The 23,027-nt window shown below is 46.1% G+C and carries 20 protein-coding genes; 8 read left to right on the forward strand and 12 right to left on the reverse strand.

What is annotated here, in order from left to right:
• Window positions 1-7: 7 nt before the first annotated feature.
• On the reverse strand, window positions 8-364 hold the full coding sequence (locus tag RID09_RS15755) for a hypothetical protein (RefSeq protein ID WP_446336869.1): 357 nt from the start codon (window positions 362-364) through the stop codon (window positions 8-10).
• A 243-nt stretch (window positions 365-607) separates the two neighbouring features.
• On the opposite strand from RID09_RS15755, the gene RID09_RS15760 reads away from it, so the two are divergent.
• A complete protein-coding gene (locus RID09_RS15760) occupies window positions 608-1,372 on the forward strand; it encodes an ABC transporter ATP-binding protein (protein WP_446336870.1) in 765 nt (254 codons plus the stop codon).
• A 117-nt stretch (window positions 1,373-1,489) separates the two neighbouring features.
• On the opposite strand, the gene RID09_RS15765 is transcribed toward RID09_RS15760, so the two are convergent.
• The 5 genes from RID09_RS15765 to RID09_RS15785 all read right to left on the reverse strand — a co-directional run bounded on the left by RID09_RS15765 (window position 1,490) and on the right by RID09_RS15785 (window position 5,801).
• Window positions 1,490-2,356, reverse strand: coding sequence for a DUF4388 domain-containing protein (locus RID09_RS15765; protein WP_446336871.1), 867 nt, complete (start codon window positions 2,354-2,356; stop codon window positions 1,490-1,492).
• Between the two features lie 369 nt (window positions 2,357-2,725).
• Complete coding sequence (locus RID09_RS15770) at window positions 2,726-3,265, reverse strand: GTP-binding protein (RefSeq protein WP_446336906.1); 540 nt, start codon at window positions 3,263-3,265, stop codon at window positions 2,726-2,728.
• An 11-nt stretch (window positions 3,266-3,276) separates the two neighbouring features.
• Entirely contained in the window at window positions 3,277-4,143 is an 867-nt protein-coding gene (locus tag RID09_RS15775; protein ID WP_446336872.1) for a DUF4388 domain-containing protein, read from the reverse strand.
• A gap of 471 nt (window positions 4,144-4,614) precedes the next feature.
• Window positions 4,615-5,037 (reverse strand): roadblock/LC7 domain-containing protein, encoded by a 423-nt coding sequence (locus RID09_RS15780; protein WP_446336873.1) that lies wholly within the window; start codon window positions 5,035-5,037, stop codon window positions 4,615-4,617.
• 233 nt (window positions 5,038-5,270) lie between these two features.
• The gene (locus RID09_RS15785; RefSeq protein ID WP_446336874.1) at window positions 5,271-5,801 is read right to left on the reverse strand and encodes an orange carotenoid protein N-terminal domain-containing protein; all 531 of its coding nucleotides are present in this window, start codon (window positions 5,799-5,801) and stop codon (window positions 5,271-5,273) included.
• 255 nt (window positions 5,802-6,056) lie between these two features.
• Here RID09_RS15785 and aspS point away from each other — a divergent pair, with 255 nt between their 5' ends.
• Entirely contained in the window at window positions 6,057-7,865 is a 1,809-nt protein-coding gene (gene aspS / locus RID09_RS15790) for an aspartate--tRNA ligase (protein ID WP_446336875.1), read from the forward strand.
• Between the two features lie 271 nt (window positions 7,866-8,136).
• Here the strand turns inward: aspS and RID09_RS15795 are convergent, their stop codons facing one another.
• From RID09_RS15795 to RID09_RS15810, 4 genes are all read right to left on the reverse strand, one after another.
• The gene (locus tag RID09_RS15795; RefSeq protein WP_446336876.1) at window positions 8,137-9,441 is read right to left on the reverse strand and encodes a hypothetical protein; all 1,305 of its coding nucleotides are present in this window, start codon (window positions 9,439-9,441) and stop codon (window positions 8,137-8,139) included.
• The gene (locus RID09_RS15800; protein ID WP_446336877.1) at window positions 9,428-9,580 is read right to left on the reverse strand and encodes a tetratricopeptide repeat protein; all 153 of its coding nucleotides are present in this window, start codon (window positions 9,578-9,580) and stop codon (window positions 9,428-9,430) included. The genes RID09_RS15795 and RID09_RS15800 overlap by 14 nt, the downstream gene beginning before the upstream one ends.
• Window positions 9,577-11,076, reverse strand: coding sequence for a thioredoxin-like domain-containing protein (locus tag RID09_RS15805; RefSeq protein ID WP_446336878.1), 1,500 nt, complete (start codon window positions 11,074-11,076; stop codon window positions 9,577-9,579). Before RID09_RS15805 ends, RID09_RS15800 begins: the two co-directional genes overlap by 4 nt.
• Before the next feature lie 250 nt (window positions 11,077-11,326).
• Window positions 11,327-13,276, reverse strand: a complete 1,950-nt coding sequence (locus tag RID09_RS15810) for a hypothetical protein (RefSeq protein ID WP_446336879.1) — start codon at window positions 13,274-13,276, stop codon at window positions 11,327-11,329.
• A gap of 212 nt (window positions 13,277-13,488) precedes the next feature.
• Between RID09_RS15810 and RID09_RS15815 the strand changes: the two genes are divergently transcribed.
• The 3 genes from RID09_RS15815 to psaB all read left to right on the forward strand — a co-directional run bounded on the left by RID09_RS15815 (window position 13,489) and on the right by psaB (window position 18,416).
• Window positions 13,489-13,764, forward strand: coding sequence for a hypothetical protein (locus RID09_RS15815; RefSeq protein ID WP_446336880.1), 276 nt, complete (start codon window positions 13,489-13,491; stop codon window positions 13,762-13,764).
• A 12-nt stretch (window positions 13,765-13,776) separates the two neighbouring features.
• Complete coding sequence (gene psaA / locus RID09_RS15820) at window positions 13,777-16,032, forward strand: photosystem I core protein PsaA (RefSeq protein WP_446336881.1); 2,256 nt, start codon at window positions 13,777-13,779, stop codon at window positions 16,030-16,032.
• Between the two features lie 155 nt (window positions 16,033-16,187).
• On the forward strand, window positions 16,188-18,416 hold the full coding sequence (psaB, locus tag RID09_RS15825) for a photosystem I core protein PsaB (RefSeq protein ID WP_446336882.1): 2,229 nt from the start codon (window positions 16,188-16,190) through the stop codon (window positions 18,414-18,416).
• Between the two features lie 261 nt (window positions 18,417-18,677).
• On the opposite strand, the gene RID09_RS15830 is transcribed toward psaB, so the two are convergent.
• Complete coding sequence (locus RID09_RS15830; RefSeq protein WP_446336883.1) at window positions 18,678-18,890, reverse strand: helix-turn-helix domain-containing protein; 213 nt, start codon at window positions 18,888-18,890, stop codon at window positions 18,678-18,680.
• A 135-nt stretch (window positions 18,891-19,025) separates the two neighbouring features.
• Between RID09_RS15830 and RID09_RS15835 the strand changes: the two genes are divergently transcribed.
• The 3 genes from RID09_RS15835 to RID09_RS15845 all read left to right on the forward strand — a co-directional run bounded on the left by RID09_RS15835 (window position 19,026) and on the right by RID09_RS15845 (window position 21,653).
• Window positions 19,026-19,649: a Uma2 family endonuclease gene (locus RID09_RS15835; RefSeq protein WP_446336884.1), complete on the forward strand. Its 624-nt coding sequence runs from the start codon at window positions 19,026-19,028 to the stop codon at window positions 19,647-19,649.
• Between the two features lie 253 nt (window positions 19,650-19,902).
• Complete coding sequence (locus RID09_RS15840) at window positions 19,903-20,994, forward strand: AAA family ATPase (protein WP_446336885.1); 1,092 nt, start codon at window positions 19,903-19,905, stop codon at window positions 20,992-20,994.
• Complete coding sequence (locus tag RID09_RS15845; protein WP_446336886.1) at window positions 20,994-21,653, forward strand: DUF3226 domain-containing protein; 660 nt, start codon at window positions 20,994-20,996, stop codon at window positions 21,651-21,653. The genes RID09_RS15840 and RID09_RS15845 overlap by 1 nt, the downstream gene beginning before the upstream one ends.
• 37 nt (window positions 21,654-21,690) lie before the next feature.
• Here RID09_RS15845 and RID09_RS15850 read toward each other — a convergent pair whose 3' ends face one another.
• The gene (locus tag RID09_RS15850) at window positions 21,691-22,983 is read right to left on the reverse strand and encodes a hypothetical protein (protein WP_446336887.1); all 1,293 of its coding nucleotides are present in this window, start codon (window positions 22,981-22,983) and stop codon (window positions 21,691-21,693) included.
• Window positions 22,984-23,027: the final 44 nt, after the last annotated feature.

Raw genomic sequence — 23,027 nt, forward strand, 5'->3', positions numbered from 1 at the left:
AGTTCTACTAGTTTACTAAAAACACTGGAAATTCGAGAACATGGAAATACATCAGTGCCAATACAACTAAGGTGTAAACCGTTGACGTGCCAAAACCAATAAGTAAATCTTTTTTAGAATTCCGTCGCGTTTGCTCAAAAAACATATCTGTTGCCCCCAGTTGCATCATTAAGATTCCTAGAATGTTTGAGAGCCAGTAACCAACAGCGGTGAGCGGTAAGAACAAATCAGGAAAAATCCAACTGAACAGATAGGCAAAAAGGTAGGCAATGGGCATATTAAAAAATAAATCATTCCACCAAGATAATGGTGAGAGCATATAGCCAATTCCCATTAAAAATCCACCTCTAAATTTTTTTAGCATTGAATTTACCCGGTCTATCTATAGCTTTGATGAAATATCACGATTATAAAGGAAAAATACTATTTAGGCTTTTGTTATTCCGTAATTGTCTGATCAATGACAGATTGGGGCAGGGCGGGTTTATCAATATCTGGGTTTCCGGCATCCGATAGCGGTAAAACCCGCCCCTACAAACCAACTTATTATTTTTCTCTTCCTTGTCCCCCTGACTCCACTTGTCTTATTTATTAACCGTAGGACTTTATGCACGACTCTATCAATTTTCCATCATCCCTTCAGTCAACGTCAGTTGAGCCACCCATCATTATTCGTCTAGAAAATATCTCTAAGGTTTATGGTACGGGTAACACAGAAGTCAGAGCCCTCAGCCAAGTGAATCTAACCATAGACAAAGGTGAATACTGCTCAATTATGGGGGCGTCGGGTTCGGGCAAATCAACCGCCATGAATATTATCGGCTGTCTTGACCAACCCACGTCTGGACGCTATTACCTTGATGGTGTGGATGTTTCTCATCTGGATAATGATCAATTAGCTGGGATTCGCAATGTCAAGATTGGCTTTGTGTTTCAGCAGTTTCACCTCCTACCTCAACTTACCGCCTTGGAAAATGTGATGTTGCCTATGGTGTATGCTGGCATTTCCCCCCAAGAACGCCGCGATCGCGCTATGAGTGCTTTAAAGCGGGTGGGATTGGAAAACCGCCAGTTGAATAAGCCCAATCAACTGTCTGGCGGACAACAGCAACGGGTAGCCATTGCCCGCGCGATCGTGAATCAACCTGTATTACTTTTGGCAGATGAACCAACAGGGGCACTGGATTCTCATACAACGGCTGAAGTTATTAGTTTATTCAGTCAACTCCATGGGGAGGGAATTACAGTGGTGATGGTAACTCACGAACCGGATGTCGCTCGTTTGACTAAACGTATTGTTTGGTTTCGGGATGGTGAAGTTATTCATTCTGATTTGACTCCAGAGGAAATGATCCAAGTGGCAACGGCATAGTCACTCAAAACTCGTTCAGAGCGGGTTTAGTCGCATCTAGGTGAAACCAAAACGATAGTAGTGAAAGTGAGTTCCTACACAAAACCATGTTCCCTTGAGCGAATCGCAGGTTACAACTTAAGTTCCAACTGATATTGGTTTGGCTTTATTGTTACGCAAAAAACTCATAAAATTTTGTACGAAAGATTGACTGAGTGTTTGGATTTCGGATTCTTCCGTCAATTGTGCGGGTAAGGGTTCAACGGATTGAGTGGGTAGATTTCCTACTAATAACGGTACTTCTTCGGCTAAACCTACTGTGATCAGGGCAAAAGCAATTTGCTGAACTTTTTCTATCGGTAGTCGTAGTTCCCTGGCGATCATTTTGAGAGAAACCGTCCCTTTTGTATACTCCCAAATCTGCCATTCGATCGGATCGAGTCGGTAATGGAGTTGACTTGTCTTTGTACTGATTAAACCGCTATTGGGATCAGGTAATTTATCGGCTAAGGTATGCCAGTGTCGCAGAACCCGCAATCCCATTAATGTGGCTTCGGTGGCGGGTATACTTAACCCCGTCATTTCTCGTCCAGGTAAGAGTACATTCTGCTCAAATGTAAATTGAGCATCTTTGAGTTGAAACATGATACCAATTTGCTGTAAAACCTGAACTTGGAATAACTGTTTGAGATGTTCAGTTTGCAAAACTCCGTGATTTTTGAGGCACAATCCCAGGGGTTTTCCAGTTGGACAGCACCATTGGATTAACTTGGCTACCACGCGATCGCTAACCCACTTGTATTGCTTAATCAGTGCAACTAAACCTTGACTATCCAAGCGATTAGCCGCCGCAACAATACGACCTTGGTAGACCCATATATAATAAGGAATTGCTGGGCTGGCTAAGGCGGCGCGTAATGTGAGTAACCCAGTTTTTTTTCCTTGTTCAATTAAATGAAAAACTTCGGGAAGGGACAAATCAGATAAGTAACCTGTAATCGCCATTGTTTTAGATAGTTTTAGAATCAAACTTTAAAGAACACAATCACAGACTTCAATCAGGCATGACTGGTTGAATGTTAGAAAAACTAGCAAAATTTAATATTTTTTTAATCTTATCACAAGTTAACAATTATTCACATTAGCCAATAGTCTGAATTTTTGCGATTTATAACCTATGGAGGATGCGATGACATTCTCCCAGAGGCTCACAGGATCAATCATGATTTACAAAAATGGGATTTGCCTTCTGTTTCTTCTGGCATTGGGATGCTTGTATCTAGAACAGAGTGCTCTTTCCCATTTGATTGGATTATTTAGTTTTTATCTGTACTGTAAAAGATTTTTAGTAAAACTCTTGAACCTAAAAAAATACTATGTTTTTGTTTTGACAGCACAGTTTAAATAATGTTCAATTAATACAATTAGAGTATCAATAACAGAATCTTTTTCATTCGCATTTAATGTGACGAAAGGCGGACGAGTTTTTTCATCCACAAAACCTAGAGCGATCGCGACATTTTCTTCAGACCAAGCGCCTTCACAATCCCTGTGGGTCAAGCCAATTAGCATTGGAATATCTACCCTCTGTTTCATAAACGCTAGCAGCTTACGAGCTAAGCGAAAATCGCTGGGTCGGTGAGCATCAACTAGAATGATATAAGCATGGGCTTTGCGAATCAAGATATCCCACATAAAATCGAAGCGAGCTTGTCCCGGTGTACCATAGAGGTGCAATGCCATTTCTGGGGCAAATTGTAAGCGTCCAAAATCCATCGCTACAGTTGTTTTCTTCTTGATGTCAGTGGTTTGATCGGTTGAGACTCGATCCGTATCGACTACGGCAATCTCGCTAACTGAGCGAATGAAGGTGGACTTGCCAGCACCCACAGTACCTGTCACAACCAGACGCATAATTTCCACCGTTACTTGCTGCTCCTCAAGAAACCCAGCAGGTTTTGCATAAAGGAATGACTAACGCCAGAGACATTATCCTCCTTACCGCCGTGATTTGTTCCAGCAGCTACAGGCTCTAGTACATCTTCTGCCATTGCTTTAGAACGAGACAACGCCGTCATCATTGGGACTTCTTGGACTAAACCCACGCTGATCAGTCGGAATGCCGTTTGTTGAATTATTTCTATGGGTTGTTTGAGCTGAGTTGCCATTGTATTCAGAGAAATCGAGCCATTCGAGCGCTGCCAAACTTGCCCTTCCACCGAATCCAAGCGCAGATGACGCTTACCAATCACCACCCTAGACAGGGCAGAGGTTGGTTCTGGCAGTTTGTCTGCTAATAATACCCACTCTCTTAACACTCGTAAACCCATCAGCGTGGCTTCGGTGGCGCTGAGGCTCAAGCCAGTCATTTCCGTGGTGGGCAAAGTCGCTTTAGTATCAAATTTAAATCGAGCCTCCCTCAACCTAAACAAACCACAGACTTGCCTTAGCACTTGAGCATGGAACAATAGTCTGAGTTGTTCCGGCGAAAGAAACGATTGAGTCTTTAAATATAAACCAATCGGAATATTTGCTGGACAACGGTTCACCTGCTCTCGCAGCACTTCCGGGCTAATCCAACCTCGTTGTACAATCATGGCAAGCAAGCACTGGTGATCCAAACGATTGGTCACCGCGACAATGCGACCTTGATGTAATAGCACATGGCGTACCCGTTTCTCTTGATTGTCTGTGTGAAATCGCAAGGTCAGCAATCCAGTTTTGCTGCCTTGATCCAGAAATTGAAATAGTTCGGGGAGAGAAAACTCCGACAAACAACTTGTAATTGCCATTACTTGTTCACTACTGTCTAAAAAATTGTCAAAAAAATAGGCAGCCTTTAGACTTATTGTCTTAGGTCTGAAAGCCGAATTGAAGAATAATCAATTTTTTGTTACTTTTCTTAGATAAATCATAAATATCTTTATGATCTATAGTAATCTATAGTAATCGTGTTATCCTTACCTTGGCAACATCAGTCAAAGGGCAACGGGAGCAATCAGAATAAGTTTACACTGACTGATTCAAGATTGGGTGTCGATGCTTAGGATTCTTTCGGTTTCAATGAGTTGTCTGCCAGCAGCGCTTTAGCTTACCTCACCGACTTGATGGCTCTGGGATTGAATCTCTACCCCGATTTGAGCTTAAACTCAAGTCTACACGGCATTCTGAACAAACTCTTCGGTTGGTGAACAGAGCATCCCACCTCGTCACAGCCATGATAGAGGTAGGAGATCAAGTGCAGTTCCCGTCGTAGTCATGAATTATTCGGCAACCTGTGATTGAGTGTCATAAGCTCCTGATATTTTCCGGATCGGATCAAGCGCTGCTTTGAGCTCTGGGATCACCCGTTTAATTTCCAACAAAAGTACACCTTGTTTCGCCGCTTTGCTGGCTAAAACGAGTAATACAGCATATTCGCCGCAATTGGTCAAAATACCATAGCCGCGATCGCCCTCCACGTAGATACGATCAAGATAGCCTCTGGACAACTCTGATCCAATCCGCTCTCCCAACGACAGCATCGCTGCTGACATTGCAGAAACTCGTTCTTCGTCCATCTCATTGGGTAAGCTTGAAGCCAAGGGTAGCCCATCGGGAGACACCAGAGCTGCTCCCTGAACCTCACTGGTGCCAGTGACAAAATTTTGCAAAATGCTCTCAATTTTCGTCGTGTTAATGGTCATTGTCATCATCCTCGATAAGTCTGGGTTTGAGCTGGTGAGACAGTCAAAGGGTATGAATACTATCAGAACTATCCATTATTCAAGTATTCAACTCTATCTCACAATCGAACTTATCACGGACTTTTTCGGATGAGGAGACAAAGGAGCAGGGGGAGATGGGGGTTCTGTAGGAACCGATTTTACCAATCACGTTCTGTCGATGTCGGATAGGGGGCTTGGGAACCAAGCCCCTACTATAAACTGGGGGTTTTTCCCGTTTCTTCCTGGCTGGGAACGGGTTGAACAGGGCTATAACCCATATCTCCAGCGACTTGGCGTAGGCAGGAGATTTGTCCCTCGAAATCTAGATTTTCGATTTGGGATAGAATCCGATTTACCTCTGGACTCGCTTTATAGTTGCGGGGGATATCGACAACAGTATCACCCATTCCTTGCGCCCATGCGTACCAGGCTAACAATTGGTTATTTTCACTCAATGCCCCGTATGCCCGTGATACTTGTGTATCTTCACGATTGACAATTTCTCGCATGGCGGCTAGCTGCTGATCATCGGAAAGGTTAAAGAAGTCTTGCATCAGTTGGGGGGAGATTTCCGCATCAGCCGCCGTGGGTGCAGCCGGTGTGATCGAATCGCCCATTTTTTCGTAGATGTAGTAAAGTAACGCTAGTTTGTCATCTGTACCCAAGCCCTCAAATGCTTGGGCTACGTTTTTCGTCTCCTGAGAACGGGCAGGGGTTACACCAGTCGGTTGAGTAGAAGCCATATTTTTTATTTCCTCTGTTACAACAAAATATCTCTACTCTTATGTTTACCAAACTTTACAAACCGGGATCGCCCTCCGATCGGTAGAGTTTGCTTAAGATCTGTGGTGGGATCGGCATCTTCCTCTATCCAGAGATGATGAAGTTGGTTGGAAGACACAGACAATGACTGCTGAATGCAGGATAATGGGCAAAGCTTTCACATTTTGTTACCTTAGACGTTCCTCTCTGTCAAAGCACTTATTTTTTCATCGGCTATGCGGACTCATTATTGCGGCGAATTGCGAAGTAACCATGTTGGTGAAACCGTTACCCTGTGTGGTTGGGTAGATCGGCGACGTGACCATGGGGGGGTGATATTTTTAGATTTGCGCGATCGCACGGGTATTGTACAGATCGTTAGTGATCCTCAGCGCACGCCGGATTCTTATCAGAATGCAGAAGCCGTGCGGAATGAATATGTGGTGCAAATTACTGGGCGTGTGAGTCGGCGTCCAGAGGATTCGCTCAATCCTAATTTATCCACGGGTGAAGTAGAAGTGTATGCGGATCAGATTAAACCGTTGAATACAGTTCGTAAGCAGTTACCGTTTCAGGTTTCCACTGCTGACGCCGAAACCGTGCGGGAAGAATTGCGCCTCAAATATCGGTATTTGGATATTCGCCGCGATCGCATGCGCCAAAATATAGAATTGCGCCATGAGGTGACTAAGGCGATTCGCCGTTATTTAGAAGATGAGCAAAGCTTCATTGAGGTGGAAACCCCCATGTTAACTCGTTCCACACCGGAAGGGGCGAGAGACTATTTAGTTCCCTCTCGCGTGAATCCAGGGGAATGGTACGCATTACCACAATCGCCGCAATTATTCAAGCAATTGTTGATGGTTGCCGGATTAGACCGTTACTATCAGATTGCCCGTTGCTTTCGGGATGAAGATTTAAGGGCAGATCGTCAGCCAGAGTTTACCCAGTTGGACATGGAAATGAGTTTTATGTCCCAGGAGGAGATTCTCCAGCTTAATGAAGGGTTGATCTGTCATATCTTTAAAACAGTAAAAGGGATTGAGGTTCCCCGACCTTTTCCCCACCTCACCTACACTGAAGTCATGGAACGCTACGGTACGGATAAACCCGATACCCGCTTTGGCTTGGAATTGGTAGATGTCTCAGAGTTGCTGAAAGACTCTGGATTTAAGGTATTTTCCGGTGCAGTAGCGGCTGGGGGTAAGGTAAAAGTATTACCCATTCCTGGCGGTAACGAAAAAATCTCCAACGTGCGGATTAAACCCGGTAAGAGTGGTGACTTATTTAACGAAGCCACCGCAGCAGGCGCTAAGGGTTTAGCTTATATTCGGGTGCGAGACAACTGGGAAATTGACACGATTGGGGCGATTAAAGACAATCTCACTGAGGAGGTGAAACAGAAACTGCTAGAGATGACAGGGGCGAAACCCGGTCATTTACTGCTGTTTGGTGCGGGTGATACCGATGTGGTGAATAAAACCTTGGATCGCCTGCGCCAGGTATTGGGTCAAGAGTTGGGACTGATTAACCCAACGAAAATTAATTTACTCTGGGTGACAGATTATCCGATGTTTGAATGGAATGCGGATGAGAAGCGCTTGGAGGCAATTCATCACCCCTTTACCGCGCCTCACCCTGATGATATCGATGATCTGAAAACGGCAAGGGCGCAAGCGTATGATTTAGTGTATAACGGCTATGAAGTCGGTGGTGGCAGTTTGCGGATGTACCAACCCGATATTCAGAGACGAGTATTCGACGCGATCGGGTTATCACCAGAAGAGGCTCAAAATAAGTTTGGTTTCTTACTGGAAGCCTTTGATTATGGCGCACCTCCTCATGGCGGAATTGCCTATGGGTTGGATCGGTTGGTTATGTTGTTAGCTGGGGAAGAATCGATTCGGGATGTCATTGCGTTTCCCAAGACGCAGCAAGCCAGTTGTTTGTTAACGGAAGCACCCGCCCAAGTGGGAGATAAGCAGTTAAAAGAATTGCACGTTGCTTCTACCTATAAGCCGAAGAAAGCGTCTGGGGTAAATTAGGTAGTTTGTTTTGGCAATAGTGTAGAGACGTTGCATGCAACGTCTCTACATTTTTGGGTGGGAATCAATCAAAACGAATGACAAAGTAACCCCTTTTACCACGGCGGCGATTAAAATCGCTGCTACACAAACAAAGTCCGCCTACGCGGACTCAGTATAGCGAGGGTGGGAAACCCAGATTCAGTATGCCAAATGACGTAGCTTGCTTCTTTTCGGGAGCGAGTATGACAAATGACAATCCCGACCGTTAAACCTGTGCTGACTGACCGAATTACAATTCTTCTTTGATCGGAGAAATAGGCAAATACTTCTCAATTATCTCGCCTAAGCCTAACCCCAAACAACCAAACCCCATGCCCAACATGATAATACTTAACTCGGCACTGTGAAAAAAAGCTGCGTCTGGTTTCGTCAGGGTCAAGATCAGCATTGACAATGCCGACAAACCACTGATGATTAATGCCAGTCGGACACTACTCGCGGCGAACGTATAGCGTCCAGTTTCAGCGACGAGGTAAGCCGCAAAGGGAACCCAAACGGTTGCTACATATAGGGCATAAAATAAGACAATTAAACTGATAATTGCACCGCCTTTCCAGGCGACGGCTAATCCTAAGACTGTATTGATTATGGAAACGAGTAGCCGATTTAGTTGAGAATCGGGAATCAACTCAAAGTCCAAAACTACCTTAGTCTGCACCCGCAAAATACTACTCCCGACGCCTAAAGCGGGTACGATTAACGATAAAATCAACAACTGTCCCCCCCATTGAGTAGCGCCTCCACCCAGCCATAATAAAATCCAAGGAATTATTTCTTTTCCATCAATATCGGTGGGCAAAATTCCAGCCCTTTGGCTAGCAATCACCACCGCAGACGGTAATAATGCCAGAAATAGAAATAATATAGCCGCCAAGATACAGCCCAGATAGAGGTTGCGTAAATCCTTAGCTTGCACGACAAATTGGTGATATTTCATATCAATTAACACCAGCAATACTGTCGATAAGGAGATGCCGATTAAAGAAGGAGGACTCATCTGCTGTAGTGCGGGGATGAAATCTACCGGGGCGTGTAAATAGAGGGGAACGGCGTGCAATTTCGCGATCGCGTACAATAATGCCAGGATATTGAATCCCAATAATCCCCGGCACAGCCAACTGGCTTTCTCAATTGGGAGTAGAGAAGAGAGCAGAAAGACCAAGGCTAAGCCTAGCATACTGGTCTGCACGGGTACATTTAAGACTTTGAGGATAAATGCGCCAGCAATAATTTGCACCGCAAAAATCCCAATTAGCGATAACCAGGACATGGTTCCCACCAGCACTTTGACGGGATGTCCGTAGCGGTTTCCCAGTAGTGTCCAGATTGGTTCAACTGACCGCCAATAGAATCGAGCAAATCCCAGGAGGATAAGGGTACCGAGGGCGATGGAAATCGGATAGAGGCTACCCGCCCAACCCAAGGTCAAGGCTTTTTCGGCAGTTCCGAGAACAAATCCCAAACCATAATGTGCCGATACCAGTAAAGCCGCGAGAGAAAAGAATCCGAGTTGTCGAGTTTCAGTGTGATTCACAGATGACAAGAAAATAAGTCATAGCGGCTAAAATATGTCCCCGATCGCGATAAGCTTCAACATAGTCAGGATCGATCTGGATAGTTTGGCTGTAATCTGCGATCGCGCCTTGATAATTAAACAGTATGTCAAAACTCAACAGATCTGATACCCGCTCAAATTTAAAGTGGTCACCTCTAACGTACCTAAATCAACGCAACGGATGACATGATTATTCGTGTCAGCAATATAGAGACGAGCCGCGATCGCACTGACTCCAGAGGGCTCGGCAAACTGCGCCTCATGACTCTGACCGTCTCGGTGTCCCGCTTGTCCGTTCCCTAACAAAGTCTGACAGCTACCCGTACTCGGATCGACGCGCTTAATTTTATGATTATAAGTATCGGCGACCCAGAGGTAATTTTGGGTATATTCTACCCCTAAACAGTGCTGGAGTCGTACCTCTGACTTTTGACCATCGCGATCGCCAAATTCAAACAGTTCACCACTGCCACAAATTGTCCGCACTGGTAAATTATTAATCAGACCCACTCCCCGAATCGAACTCACCTCACTATCAGCAACGTAGAGTTCTCGACCATCGCTGGTAATCCCACTGGGTTGAGCAAAGGCGGCTTCATGGAGTGACCCATCTAGACAGGCTTCTGCACCTGTCCCCGCATAAGTGCCAATCTCACCCGTTTCAAGCTGCATTTCCCAGATTTGGTGGGAACCCGCCATCGCAATCAACAGGCGATTATCAATTTTTTCAATATCCCACGGTGAATTCAATGCTGTTTGTAACCCTAAGCCGCTATGGGGTTGAATCTGGCGACTTTGCTCTCCAGTACCCGCAACGGTTTCAACTTGCTCAGTTTCTAGATGAATGCATCGCAAGCAATGATTTTCCGTATCCGCCACGTAAAGACGTTGATTGTTGGGATCTAGCGTGATACCTTGAGGAGCAAAAAATTGGGCTTCGGCAAAAGTGCCATCCGTCAATCCTGGTTTACCTGTACCAATAATATTTAATACCTCACCTGCCAAATTACTTACCACAATCCGATGATGACCCGAGTCAGCAATAAATAGGCGATCGCTAAATTCATCAGCAAGGACTTTTCCAGGAAATGCTAAGGGATTGGTGAGGGGGTGTCGCTGTTTTTCCAAGGTGAAATGAAGTGGCTGCATCGTTATTGTGTCTTTTTGCTGGTGTTTCTGGATCAGTTCCCCAATAAGTTGATCGAGAACTGCTCGATTTCCTTCCCCCGCCACATCTCTAATCACATAACCTTCCGGGTCAATCACGACTAACGTGGGCCACGCCCGAACTGCATATTGCTGCCACAGATTAAAAGTAGAGTCTACAACAACGGGATGCTCGACATCGTAGCGAAGAATTGCCTGACGAATATTTTCTGCGTCTTTTTCGTTATCAAATTTAGATGAATGAATACCAATAACAGTAAGACTATCTTTATATTTTTGTTCTAAATAGTTTAAGTCTGGCAGAACATGGAGGCAGTTAATACAGCAGTACGTCCAAAAGTCAAGAATCACCACTCGCCCTTTTAAATGCTTCAGGGAAAGTGGGTGATTTGTATTGAACCAGATGCCGTCTTGGGGAAGTTCTGGCGCTCGAACCCTTGGGGTCATGCGATTTTCAGTGATTGTTGATTGTTGATTGTTTATTGCTTATTGCTGAGATCCTAACCTAACGTTCACCTTCCGTTTTCCCAGGGTGTGTAGGGGCGGGTTTCACGACTATCTTTTCGGTTGTACCCAGATGTGGCTAAACCCGCCCCGACTAAGGATGCGGGAGCTTTTTTTGCACGGGGGAGACCCAAGGATGCAGGATCTTTTGTTACAGGGGGGAAGCCAGAAGATGCAGGAGCTGTTATTCCCATTATTTTTCAATTAATTCGGGTAAGGTTGGTGGCAAGTCAGTGTTAGGAATGACGGGTTTAATTGTTGGGTTTGGCGAGGGAATTGGGGTTTCCTCTTCCGATGAAAGAGGTTCCGGAGGTAACGATTTATCGGGAGTTACCGATTTTTCTGTCGCCTCTTCTGGGGCGGTTTGGGTTGTCTGTGGGTTCGATTCTGTGTCCTCTGGAACCACCTGGGATGGCGGTGAGGGAGTTTTGAGTTTTGGAGTTACAGGTTTTGTATCCGCTTGAGGTTCCTCTGAGGATGTTTGGGTTTTATCGAGGAATGTGGATACTTCCGTTTCTAACTGCGATTCGGTTTCCTCAGTCATAATATCCGATGCTTCATCAGGAGTTGTCTGGGGTGGAGTTACAGGTTCTTTATCTGCTTGCGGTTTCTCTGAGGATGTTTGGGTTTTACCCAGGGGTGTAGATGCTTCGGGTTCTGGCTGGGATTCGGTTTCCTCAGTAACGATATCCGATGCTTCATCAGGAGTTGTCTGGGGTGGAGTGAAAAGTTCTGTATCCGCTTGCGGTTCTGGCGGCGACTCCGTTTTCTCTGGCAAAACTTCAGGTTCAGGTGACGGTGTTTCTAGTTCTTCTGGTTGTTCAGTGGATGGGGTAGGAGATACTGTGGGTTTTTGGAATCGTTCCCTGATGTTTTGATAGAAGCGATTCAGAAAGCCACGGGCTGGGGATTTTTCTGTCGGTTTGGCTTCAGGAGTTTCCAAGTCTGTAGCTAAGGGGACGGTTTCATCTGGCGTAGCGGGTTCTACGGCTGTGGGAGATTCTTCCCCTGTCTTGGGTTCAGGTATTGGTATTTCTTCAACAGGTGTTTCGGGTTCAGGGGCGGGAATTTCTTCGGGTATCTCTGGTTCAGCCGTTGGTTTTTCTTCAACAGGAGTGGGAGACACTAAAGGTATTGGTGTTGGCTCTACCGTTGGCGGTGGAGTGGGTGCAGGTGTAGGTGTGGGTGTTGGTGTGGCTTGAACTTTATAGTTGGGATCGATAATGCTACGGGCGACTTCAGCAGAAAGCTCGTTCCGCATTAATTGGGATAGGGTGTCATTGCCCCTTGGCTGGTAATTAATTAGCCGCGCTGTGTTGTTGTAAGCGTTTTTAACTGGATTTCCTTGCTCATCCAGAAACTCTAGCTGCACCCAGTTTTTACCGGGTTTAAAGCCGTTGAGATAAACGGAGTGCCAACGATCTAGGATAAAACTTTCACCATTGATGGTGACGCGAATTTGCCAATCTACGATCTCGTCTTCTGGGTTTTCCTGGGCGACGAGGTGGAGTGGAGCATTAGTCACATAGAAGTCGAGCAGGATAGGCTCAGCACCATAGCTACCTTTGGGACGGCTATAGGTTAATAGAGGAAGGTTAGACGCCGGATTATTATCGTCAGTTTTGGTAAATAGGTGAAATGTGGTCTGAGCATAAGCGCCTTCATTTTTAAAGCTTTCATGCCAAGGACGAGCCGCAAAAACTCTCAGAGTATGGGTTCCGGGGGATAAGTCCTCAAAGACAAAGGGTTTTTCTATGTCGTAAACCGGAATATAGGGCTGATTGTCAAGAATCAGATGCAGATGAGGACCCATGTCTAGTTCCGGGTTTTTGAACAGGGGCAAGTCTTGCACCTGCAATTGTACGGAGACGGTGGTGTCTTGAAGAAGTTGATCCGGAGTGGGACTCAGGATGGTGACTTGAGGTTGATAGGTTTCTAGGCGGCGATTCAGTTGCTGAATGACTGGGGGCGGTGCGACTTCTGATAGTCGTACCACTGGCTCGGTTGGCGATGGGGCTTCATCTTCAAGTGGTTGTAACGTCTGTGCGCTTCCGCCACATGCCACGAGTCCCGCTATAAGCACCACCACCAGCAAGACTGAACAAATTGCCCTCACTGTTTTCCACCAGAGATTCCTAGCCAACACACCATCTCCTCAACTAATTCTGCTCATTAGGAACTATAGCGAACAATGGCTCATCCTCTACTGATACTGATGGATGAGGGAGATGGGGAACAAAGGGGCGCAGGTGCAGGGGAAATAGGTTTGTGAATCAACAAATGACGTAGCTTGCTTCTTGTCGGGAAGCGAGTATGACGAATGACGGACGAATCTGAGATTAAATCCCTCAATTGTTGAGTTTTGTAAAATTTACCGACCACACCCTTGACTTTTTGGGGAGTTTACTTACAGCAAAACCCAAAGTAGACCTTGATTTGCTGAAATTTGAATTTTTGTTAAGTGCAGCCCAAGACTTCCTCCAGCAAGACCTATCATCAACAAAAGAGTATCCCCTGAATTTCAAAGGGGATATCGTTTTTCCAGGAAAGTTACGCACAAAAGCGGTGCTTTCCGCTAAATTGATAAAAAAGCAAACTTCCTTTGGGATATTTCTTGTTCCTTGTATATAGAGGAGACTCCTGATGACAATCAGCCCTCCTGAGCGGGACACGAAGGCAAAGGTAACGGTTGATAAAGATCCAGTTCCTACTTCATTTGAGAAGTGGTCTAAACCTGGTCATTTTGACCGTACCCTAGCCAAGGGACCAAAAACCACTACGTGGATTTGGAACTTACACGCGAACGCTCATGATTTCGATAGTCATACCAGTGACCTAGAAGATGTATCGCGCAAAATTTTTAGCGCTCACTTCGGTCACTTAGCGGTTATTTTTGTCTGGTTGAGCGGCATGTATTTCCATGGCGCTCGGTTTTCCAACTACGAAGCTTGGCTTACTGATCCGATCAATATCAAGCCAAGTGCTCAAGTGGTATGGCCCATTGTGGGTCAAGACATTTTAAATGCGGATGTCGGTGGCGGCTTCCACGGCATTCAAATCACGTCAGGATTCTTCCAAATCTGGCGTGCATCTGGAATCACAAATGAATTCCAACTCTACTGCACCGCTATTGGTGGTCTAGTCATGGCAGCCCTGATGCTGTTTGCTGGCTGGTTCCACTACCACAAGCGGGCGCCTAAGTTGGAATGGTTTCAGAATGTAGAGTCCATGATGAACCACCACTTAGCTGGATTGTTAGGTTGTGGCGCATTAGGTTGGGCGGGTCACCAGATACACGTCTCTTTGCCGATCAACAAGCTACTCGATGCTGGGGTTGCTCCTAAAGATATTCCCCTGCCTCACGAGTTCATCCTGAACAAGAGCTTGATGGCAGAGTTATATCCCAGTTTCGAGCAAGGGTTGAAGCCGTTCTTCACCCTGAACTGGGGGGTATACTCGGACTTCCTAACCTTTAAAGGTGGCTTAAACCCAACGACGGGTGGCTTGTGGCTCTCAGATACCGCGCATCACCACTTAGCGATCGCGGTTCTGTTCATCATCGCCGGTCACATGTACCGGACGAACTGGGGCATCGGTCACACCATGAAGCAAATTCTAGAGAACCACAAAGGTCCATTCACTGGTGAAGGACACAAAGGTCTCTACGAAAACCTGACCCGGTCGTGGCACGCCCAACTAGCCATTAACTTGGCAATGCTGGGTTCGCTCACCATTATCGTGGCTCACCACATGTACGCGATGCCTCCGTATCCGTACTTAGCCACAGACTATGGTACACAGTTGTCCATCTTTACCCACCACATGTGGATTGGGGCATTCTGTATCGTTGGCGGTGCGGCTCATGCGGGGATTTTCATGGTGCGGGACTACGACCCAGTAGTTAACCAGAATAACCTTCTGGATCGGGTGCTCCGTCACCGGGATGCAATTATATCTCACCTCAACTGGGTGTGTATTTTCTTGGGCTTCCACAGCTTCGGTCTGTACGTTCACAACGACACGATGCGGGCTTTTGGTCGTCCTCAAGATATGTTCTCCGATACGGGAATCCAGTTGCAACCGATATTTGCCCAGTGGGTACAAAATATCCATACCCTAGCGCCTGGAGGAACTGCACCTAATGCGCTAGAACCCGTTAGCTATGCCTTTGGTGGCGGGATTGTCGCAGTGGGTGGCAAAGTGGCAATGATGCCAATTGCGCTGGGAACGGCGGACTTCATGATCCACCATATTCACGCTTTCCAGATTCATGTCACCGCACTGATTCTGCTCAAAGGTGTGCTATATGCCCGGAACTCTCGTTTGATTCCTGACAAATCTGCACTCGGCTTCCGCTTCCCCTGCGATGGTCCAGGTCGGGGTGGTACTTGCCAAGTATCGGCTTGGGATCACGTCTTCCTTGGTCTGTTCTGGATGTATAACTGCATCTCGATTGTAATTTTCCACTTTAGCTGGAAGATGCAATCTGATGTGTGGGGAACAGTCGCACCAGATGGTACCGTGTCTCATATCACGGGCGGTAACTTTGCCGCTGGCGCAATTACGATTAACGGTTGGTTGCGTGACTTCCTCTGGGCGCAAGCCTCTCAGGTGATCAACTCCTACGGCACAGCGTTGTCAGCTTATGGCATCCTGTTCTTAGGCGCTCACTTTGTTTGGGCATTCAGCTTGATGTTCCTGTTCAGTGGTCGCGGCTACTGGCAAGAGCTGATCGAATCCATCGTTTGGGCGCATAATAAACTAAAAGTGGCTCCAGCTATTCAGCCTCGCGCTCTGAGCATTATTCAGGGTCGGGCTGTGGGGGTAGCTCACTACCTCCTAGGAGGAATTGTCACCACTTGGGCATTCTTCCTGGCGCGAATCCTAGCAGTCGGATGACGGCTGTTTGAATCCAAAGCACTATAAAGCAAGACACAATGTCTTGCCTGTCTAGACCCTATCCCAAACTGGAACTTCGGTTCCAGGGGGTCACAAAAGACAGAAAACGAGCAGCAAAAGCATAAGTCTCTGTAGGATTTCCTAAAGAAAGACAGATGGCAACAAAATTTCCGAAATTTAGCCAGGATCTCGCTCAAGATCCGACTACACGTCGAATCTGGTACGGAATTGCCACCGCCCATGACTTTGAGAGCCATGATGGCATGACGGAGGAAAATCTTTATCAGAAGATTTTCGCCTCTCACTTCGGTCATCTTGCAATCATTTTCCTGTGGACTTCTGGCAGTCTGTTCCACGTCGCCTGGCAAGGCAACTTTGAACAGTGGATTAAAGATCCACTCAACGTCCGTCCGATCGCTCACGCGATTTGGGACCCTCAATTCGGTCAACCGGCTGTAGATGCGTTTACTCAAGCCGGTGCGTCTAACCCTGTTAATATTGCTTACTCTGGGGTGTACCACTGGTGGTACACAGTGGGGATGCGGACAAATGGGGATCTGTATCAAGGGGCATTATTCCTCTTGGTGCTATCTGCCGTCTTCCTGTTTGCAGGTTGGCTGCACTTACAACCCAAGTTCCGTCCTAGCTTGGCTTGGTTTAAAAATGCTGAGTCTCGCCTAAACCACCACTTAGCGGGTTTGTTTGGGGTGAGTTCCTTAGCATGGACAGGTCACCTGGTTCACGTTGCGATTCCCGAAGCTCGGGGACAGCATGTTGGCTGGGATAACTTCCTGTCCGTCAAGCCACACCCAGCGGGTTTAGGTCCGTTTTTCACGGGGAACTGGGGCGTTTATGCCCAGAATCCAGATACGGCAAACCATATTTTTGGTACCTCTGAAGGCGCCGGATCTGCGATTCTCACCTTCTTAGGTGGGTTCCACCCCCAGACCGAATCCCTGTGGCTGACCGATATTGCTCACCACCACCTAGCGATCGCTGTTCTGTTTATCATTGCGGGTCACATGTACCGGACGAACTTCGGTATTGGACACAGCATGAAAGACATCTTGGCAACGCACAATCCCCCACCGGGAACCCCGTTTGGTGGCATGTTGGGTGAAGGTCACAAAGGAATCTACGACACCTATAACAACTCGCTGCACTTCCAGTTAGGCTGGCACTTGGCTTGCTTAGGGGTAGTGACCTCGCTGGTGGCGCAACACATGTATTCGCTGCCGCCTTATGCCTTCATGGCGCGGGATTATACCACTCAGGCGGCGTTGTATACTCACCACCAATATATTGCTGGCTTCTTGATGGTTGGAGCCTTCGCCCACGGAGCAATCTTCCTGGTGCGAGACTACGACCCCGAAGCGAATAAGAACAATGTGTTGGCACGGGTATTGGCTCACAAGGAAGCAATCATCTCTCACTTGAGCTGGGTTTCCTTGTTCCTCGGATTCCACACCTTGGGTCTGTATGTTCACAACGATGTGGTTGTGGCATTTGGGACTCCTGAGAAGCAAATTCTGATTGAACCAGTTTTTGCACAATGGATTCAGGCGGCTCACGGGAAGCTGCTTTATGGATTTGATACGCTGCTATCTAATCCTGATAGCATTGCGACTACAGCGTGGCCCAACTACGGGAACGTTTGGTTACCCGGTTGGTTAGATGCGATTAACGATGGTACGAACTCCCTGTTCCTGACCATTGGTCCGGGTGACTTCTTAGTTCACCACGCGATCGCACTCGGTCTGCATACCACCACTTTGATTTTGGTCAAAGGTGCGTTGGATGCCCGTGGTTCTAAGCTGATGCCGGATAAAAAAGACTTCGGCTACGCCTTCCCCTGCGACGGTCCCGGTCGTGGCGGCACTTGCGATATCTCCGCTTGGGACTCTTTCTATCTAGCGATGTTCTGGATGCTCAACACCATTGGTTGGGTGACCTTCTACTGGCACTGGAAGCATCTGGGAATATGGCAAGGCAACGTAGCCACATTTAATCAGAACTCAACCTATCTGATGGGTTGGCTACGTGACTACCTCTGGCTGAACTCCTCTCAGCTAATTAACGGGTACAACCCGTATGGCACGAATAACCTGTCGGTTTGGGCTTGGATGTTCCTCTTAGGACACCTGATCTGGGCGACTGGTTTCATGTTCCTGATTAGCTGGCGTGGTTACTGGCAAGAACTGATTGAAACATTGGTTTGGGCGCACGAGCGCACGCCTCTGGCGAACCTGGTTCGTTGGAAGGATAAGCCAGTTGCTATGTCCATCGTTCAAGGTCGTGTGGTTGGTTTAGCTCACTTTACTGTGGGGTATATATTAACCTACGCGGCGTTTGTGATTGCCTCGACTGCGGGTAAGTTCGGTTAGCGAACTGAAGCTTTGTAGGTAATTAAATAATCCCCTGCCTTCGGGTGGGGGATTTTTCGTTGGGGCGAAAGTAACCCTCTTTTTACCCCGGTGACTGGAAGTCACGGCTACACAAACAAAGTCCGCCTACGCGGACTTAGGAGAGCTAACCCAGATTGGGTTGCACTTACACCAGGGAGAAGTTAAATCCATCATTCTATGCAGCTATGGGCTTCAAAGTTGAAATTATCGGTTTTCCTCTTCTCTATTAGTGTATCGCCTCTACTCCTCCAGTATTTCAACCACATCCTCAATCATCACATCAAAGGTTCGAGCCAGCTTGTGAATAGCGGTAAAGTCTACCATTGACAACTCGGGACGGCGAGCATAGCTTTTGACCGTGTTGTACATCACGCCAGAACGATCAGCAACCTCCTTGAGCGTCCAGCCTTTCTCCGCCGCCAGTTCTCGAATTTTCAGCCTGACTAAACCCATACTTGACTATCGGTGCAATTGCACCTTATGATAATTCTGATATATAAAGCGATCGCTTTCCCAGTCTGACAAACCTAAGAGCGATCAAAATGCCTATCCTTGAGGCATCAACAATCAATTATAAAAGGTAATGGGATGAGTAACTTAATCACAATTGGAACGCAACCCAAAACGTTAACCTTCGAGCAATTCCTGGAATGGTATCCAGAGGACGGACGATACGAACTTATTGATGGGAAAATTTTTGAGATGCAGCCAACAGGTCAGCATGAAGATGTTACTGAATTTCTAGTCGAGAACCTCACAACTGTGAGTCGGAAACTACAACGGCGTTATCGTTTTCCTCGACGCGCTTTAGTCAAAGCACCCAGTTGGGAAACTGGCTATCTTCCAGATGTTATCGTGGTTAACCGCGATGCCCTCCAGACTGAACCGTTGTGGGAAAAAGCGGCAACGATTCAAAACGGAAAATCTATTCCTTTGGTCGTGGAAGTGGTCAGTACCAACTGGGAAAACGATTACGCCCGAAAGTTGGAAGATTATGAGACAATGGGTATCCCTGAATATTGGATTGTTGATTATTTAGGACTAGGAGGTCGGCGCTATATTGGATCCCCGAAACGACCAACGCTTAGTGTTTACCAACTCGTTGATGGTGAGTACCAGGTAAGCCAGTTTAGGGAAAGGGAGCGTATTGAATCCCTAATATTTCCGGAGTTGGACTTAACGGCTGACCAGATTTTTCAGGCTGGGGAATAAACCAAAAACTTAGTGCTGACGGACAAATCATCATAATAAATGTGCGATGAGGTAATTGTGCGATCTCATGTAGATGAGGATGCTCCCACTAGAGGCTTGCCATAAAGCTTACCACTATTTCCCATGCGATCGCGTTTCCTGATGCTTCGGTAAATTCCAGAGTATTCCTCGCCTCATCATCACCCAGCTATGACCACAGTAATGATTAGCCTCTAAGATAAGAGATAATCACTGCTCCTTTAGCTAAAAGTTTATGTTACGTGATCTCACTATACAAAACTATCGCTGCTTCAAGAACTTTCATATCGATGGGTTAGCACAGGTTAATTTACTCGTGGGTATGAATAATTGTGGGAAAACTACATTACTGGAAGCGGTGTATCTATTCGTTAATCAAGGCAATCCTCAGTGTTTAGGATATTTACTGTATAACCGAGGTGAACTGGTTGAGCGCTCCAGTTTTAGCCTGCCCGGTGAACCCCCGCGCCCTTTGTCTTACTATCAAATTAGCCATCTATTTTACGGTCATGCACCGAGCTTAAATTCAACAATCCGTTTTAGTTCAACCCAAGATAATAATTTACCAGTTGAAATCATTAGACAAAAAGCAGAGAACCCTAAAAATATAACTCCCTTTGAGTTGGTTGTTCGATTAAACTCAAAAGAGGTAACATATAATGTTCCTGTATATTCGGATGATTTAATCGAATATAGATTACTGACATTTCCTGGATTTCCCAATCAATATTATGGTTCATCGAAGCTAGAAGACAAATTCATAAATAAAACTTGGTTTATTCCAACTAATAATTTAAACAATCAGAATATATCTGATATGTGGAATGATATTACTCTCACACCAAAAGAAGATCAGGTAATAAACGCATTGAAAATATTAGATGAAAACATAGAGCGAATTAGTTTTACAAACAAACCCAACTTCAACAGTGGCATTTTGTGTAAGCGTAGTAAAGAAGAATATCCAATTCCTCTCAGTAGCTTGGGCGAAGGAATGCGACGCATTTTAAACTTAGCCATGGCAGCAGTGACAGTTGAGAATGGTGTCTTGCTGATAGACGAAATTGAAACGGGTCTATATTATGAAGCTCAAACTGATATGTGGAGATTTATACTAGAAGTAGCCCATGAATTAAACATACAAGTTTTTGCGACAACTCATAGTTGGGACTGTATCTGTGCGTTTCAAGAAGCTTTGGATGAATTAGATGATCCATCAATGGGCAAATTATTTCGATTGAGTCGTAAGGGTGAAGATATACGTCCGGTTGAATACGATTCTGAAAAGTTGGGTGTTGCTGTGCGTCAAAGTATTGAGGTGCGCTGATGCCCAAAAAAACAAAACCTCATCAGCTATTGGTTGAAGGAAAAAATGATCGCCATGTGATTTGGGCTTTGTGTAATCAATATCAGTTGCCAGAAACATTTTCTGTAGAAGTAGCGGAAGAAAAAGGGACAGAGGGGATAGAGGCACTTTTAGCTGGATTACCAGCTAGAATTGATGAACCCAAATTACAAACATTAGGAATTGTTGTTGATGCTGATCAAGATTTACTGGCACGATGGCAAGCTGTACGAAATCGACTTCTCAACAGTGGATATCAGACGATTCCGACAGTACCTCCCCCAAATGGCGGGGTGTATACACAACCAGACAAACCCAAAATAGGCATTTGGTTAATGCCTGATAATCAACTTCCTGGAATGTTGGAAGATTTTGTTGCCCATCTAATTCCTTCTGATGATAGTTTGCGTCCAAAAGCCGAGGCGATTTTGCAAGAGATTGAACAGTTAAAATTGAATCGTTACACGCCAATTCATCATCCCAAAGCCTTAATTCATACGTGGTTAGCTTGGCAAGAAACACCAGGAATGCCAATGGGACAAGCCATTACCGCACAGGTACTGAGTTATAATGCTGAAATCGCGACAAAGTTTGTTGAATGGTTAAAACGTCTATTTGAGTTAGCGGATACTTCAGAATGAATGTGGCAAATTAAGCGTTAATGACGAATGAAAAATGTCACGCATTCTTGACATTTTGTTCTGTCTCTTCTTCTGATTCATCTCTGACTTGGAAATACCAGTAGAGGTTGGCAACGGCTAAGTTTGAGGCTTTTTCCAGGTTTGCCGGGACTAAGGTTTTGTAACCCGCGATCGCAGCTTGATGAGCGGTGTACGTTTCCCACTCTTGACGTAACTCAGGTTTGATCATAAATCGCAGTTGGTCAAGCAAAGATTTGGGATGAGATTTTTGCTTGAAGTTCTCATAGAGTATTTGTTCGGGGGGTTCTGCTAAGACGTTTGGATCTGCACTGGCGTCTGGGGTAGCTGTGGCGTCTGAGTTGCTGAAGTCGGCACTTTGAAGCAGTTTGACTTCCGATGGAGGAAGCGAACGCATCCAATCGACCTGATTTTGCCAAGACTCTAGTACGAGTAAATCATGGTCATGAATTCGGGTGAGTTCAGGGAAGAGAAAATCTAACTCGTCTTCGGTTTCACAGCGTTCAATTACAGTGAGGGCATCTTGACGGATTTTATCCTGGAGATGAGAGAGGCGATCGCTCACGGCGGCTAACTCATTTTGCTGTTGATAAGAGAGTGCGATCGTCTGATCAATTGCCCAAGCACATTCGTGTCTTCGCAGTTGTCCGGCGGCACAGGTTTCTGATAATAGGCGAGGATTGTTATAATCGGCTAATGCTTCTGATAAGGTCTGCCGTGCATTGGCTAAGTCTGCGTTTCTGATACTTGTATCTTGGCAGGACATAGCAGTTTTCATCAGCTTGGTTGCTTCTAAGAACCGTCCATAAGCCTGAATTAAGACTAAACGATGCTGCTCAAATTTGATATCCTGGGCAACTTCGTCAATGTGTTGAATTATTTCTGTCCCTTGGTCTTTTAGGGCTTTTTTGAGGTCAATAAAGCCGTCTCGAACATCAAGCTTTAGTTGTTTTACGTCTTGCCTCAGTTTCAAAGTCTGCCACAGGTTCACGGCTGACAGTGCCACTCCTGCTACAGTTCCCACACCAATCACGGCTGTCGTAGCTTGCAGAACTCCCAAACTAGCTTGGACAGCTTGAAATCCCCCCTGAATTTGATACATCTGTCCTGCACTCATTGCCATCTGGGGAACAGCGACTAGCGGATTCAGTGCAGCACCACTATTATTGAGGAGACCGACTGCATTACCAACAAACCGACCTGTTGCTGCATCTCTAGCTAAACCTATGGGTACTCCTGCGGATGTAAAGACTTGGGCGTACTTGCCAGCAGCAAGACCAGCCTGAATTACCGGGGGAAATTGAAACAGCATTGTTCTGTCTGAGTGGAAGTTCTTTTCTTAGAGCTTAACCTGTC

The sequence above is a fragment of the Coleofasciculus sp. G1-WW12-02 genome, assembly GCF_040219735.1.
Taxonomy (GTDB): Bacteria; Cyanobacteriota; Cyanobacteriia; order Cyanobacteriales; family Coleofasciculaceae; genus Coleofasciculus.

What these genes read in the sequence shown, in the direction of transcription:
- RID09_RS15765 (WP_446336871.1), bottom strand. Translation starts at nt 2,356, where the DNA reads ATGGCGATTACAGGTTACTTATCTGATTTGTCCCTTCCCGAAGTTTTT.
- RID09_RS15830 (WP_446336883.1), bottom strand. Translation starts at nt 18,890, where the DNA reads ATGGGTTTAGTCAGGCTGAAAATTCGAGAACTGGCGGCGGAGAAAGGC.
- RID09_RS15780 (WP_446336873.1), bottom strand. Translation starts at nt 5,037, where the DNA reads ATGACCATTAACACGACGAAAATTGAGAGCATTTTGCAAAATTTTGTC.
- psaA (WP_446336881.1), top strand. Translation starts at nt 13,777, where the DNA reads ATGACAATCAGCCCTCCTGAGCGGGACACGAAGGCAAAGGTAACGGTT.
- RID09_RS15845 (WP_446336886.1), top strand. Translation starts at nt 20,994, where the DNA reads ATGCCCAAAAAAACAAAACCTCATCAGCTATTGGTTGAAGGAAAAAAT.
- RID09_RS15785 (WP_446336874.1), bottom strand. Translation starts at nt 5,801, where the DNA reads ATGGCTTCTACTCAACCGACTGGTGTAACCCCTGCCCGTTCTCAGGAG.
- RID09_RS15770 (WP_446336906.1), bottom strand. Translation starts at nt 3,265, where the DNA reads ATGCGTCTGGTTGTGACAGGTACTGTGGGTGCTGGCAAGTCCACCTTC.
- RID09_RS15760 (WP_446336870.1), top strand. Translation starts at nt 608, where the DNA reads ATGCACGACTCTATCAATTTTCCATCATCCCTTCAGTCAACGTCAGTT.
- aspS (WP_446336875.1), top strand. Translation starts at nt 6,057, where the DNA reads ATGCGGACTCATTATTGCGGCGAATTGCGAAGTAACCATGTTGGTGAA.
- RID09_RS15840 (WP_446336885.1), top strand. Translation starts at nt 19,903, where the DNA reads ATGTTACGTGATCTCACTATACAAAACTATCGCTGCTTCAAGAACTTT.
- RID09_RS15835 (WP_446336884.1), top strand. Translation starts at nt 19,026, where the DNA reads ATGAGTAACTTAATCACAATTGGAACGCAACCCAAAACGTTAACCTTC.
- psaB (WP_446336882.1), top strand. Translation starts at nt 16,188, where the DNA reads ATGGCAACAAAATTTCCGAAATTTAGCCAGGATCTCGCTCAAGATCCG.
- RID09_RS15775 (WP_446336872.1), bottom strand. Translation starts at nt 4,143, where the DNA reads ATGGCAATTACAAGTTGTTTGTCGGAGTTTTCTCTCCCCGAACTATTT.
- RID09_RS15805 (WP_446336878.1), bottom strand. Translation starts at nt 11,076, where the DNA reads ATGACCCCAAGGGTTCGAGCGCCAGAACTTCCCCAAGACGGCATCTGG.
- RID09_RS15850 (WP_446336887.1), bottom strand. Translation starts at nt 22,983, where the DNA reads ATGCTGTTTCAATTTCCCCCGGTAATTCAGGCTGGTCTTGCTGCTGGC.
- RID09_RS15755 (WP_446336869.1), bottom strand. Translation starts at nt 364, where the DNA reads ATGCTAAAAAAATTTAGAGGTGGATTTTTAATGGGAATTGGCTATATG.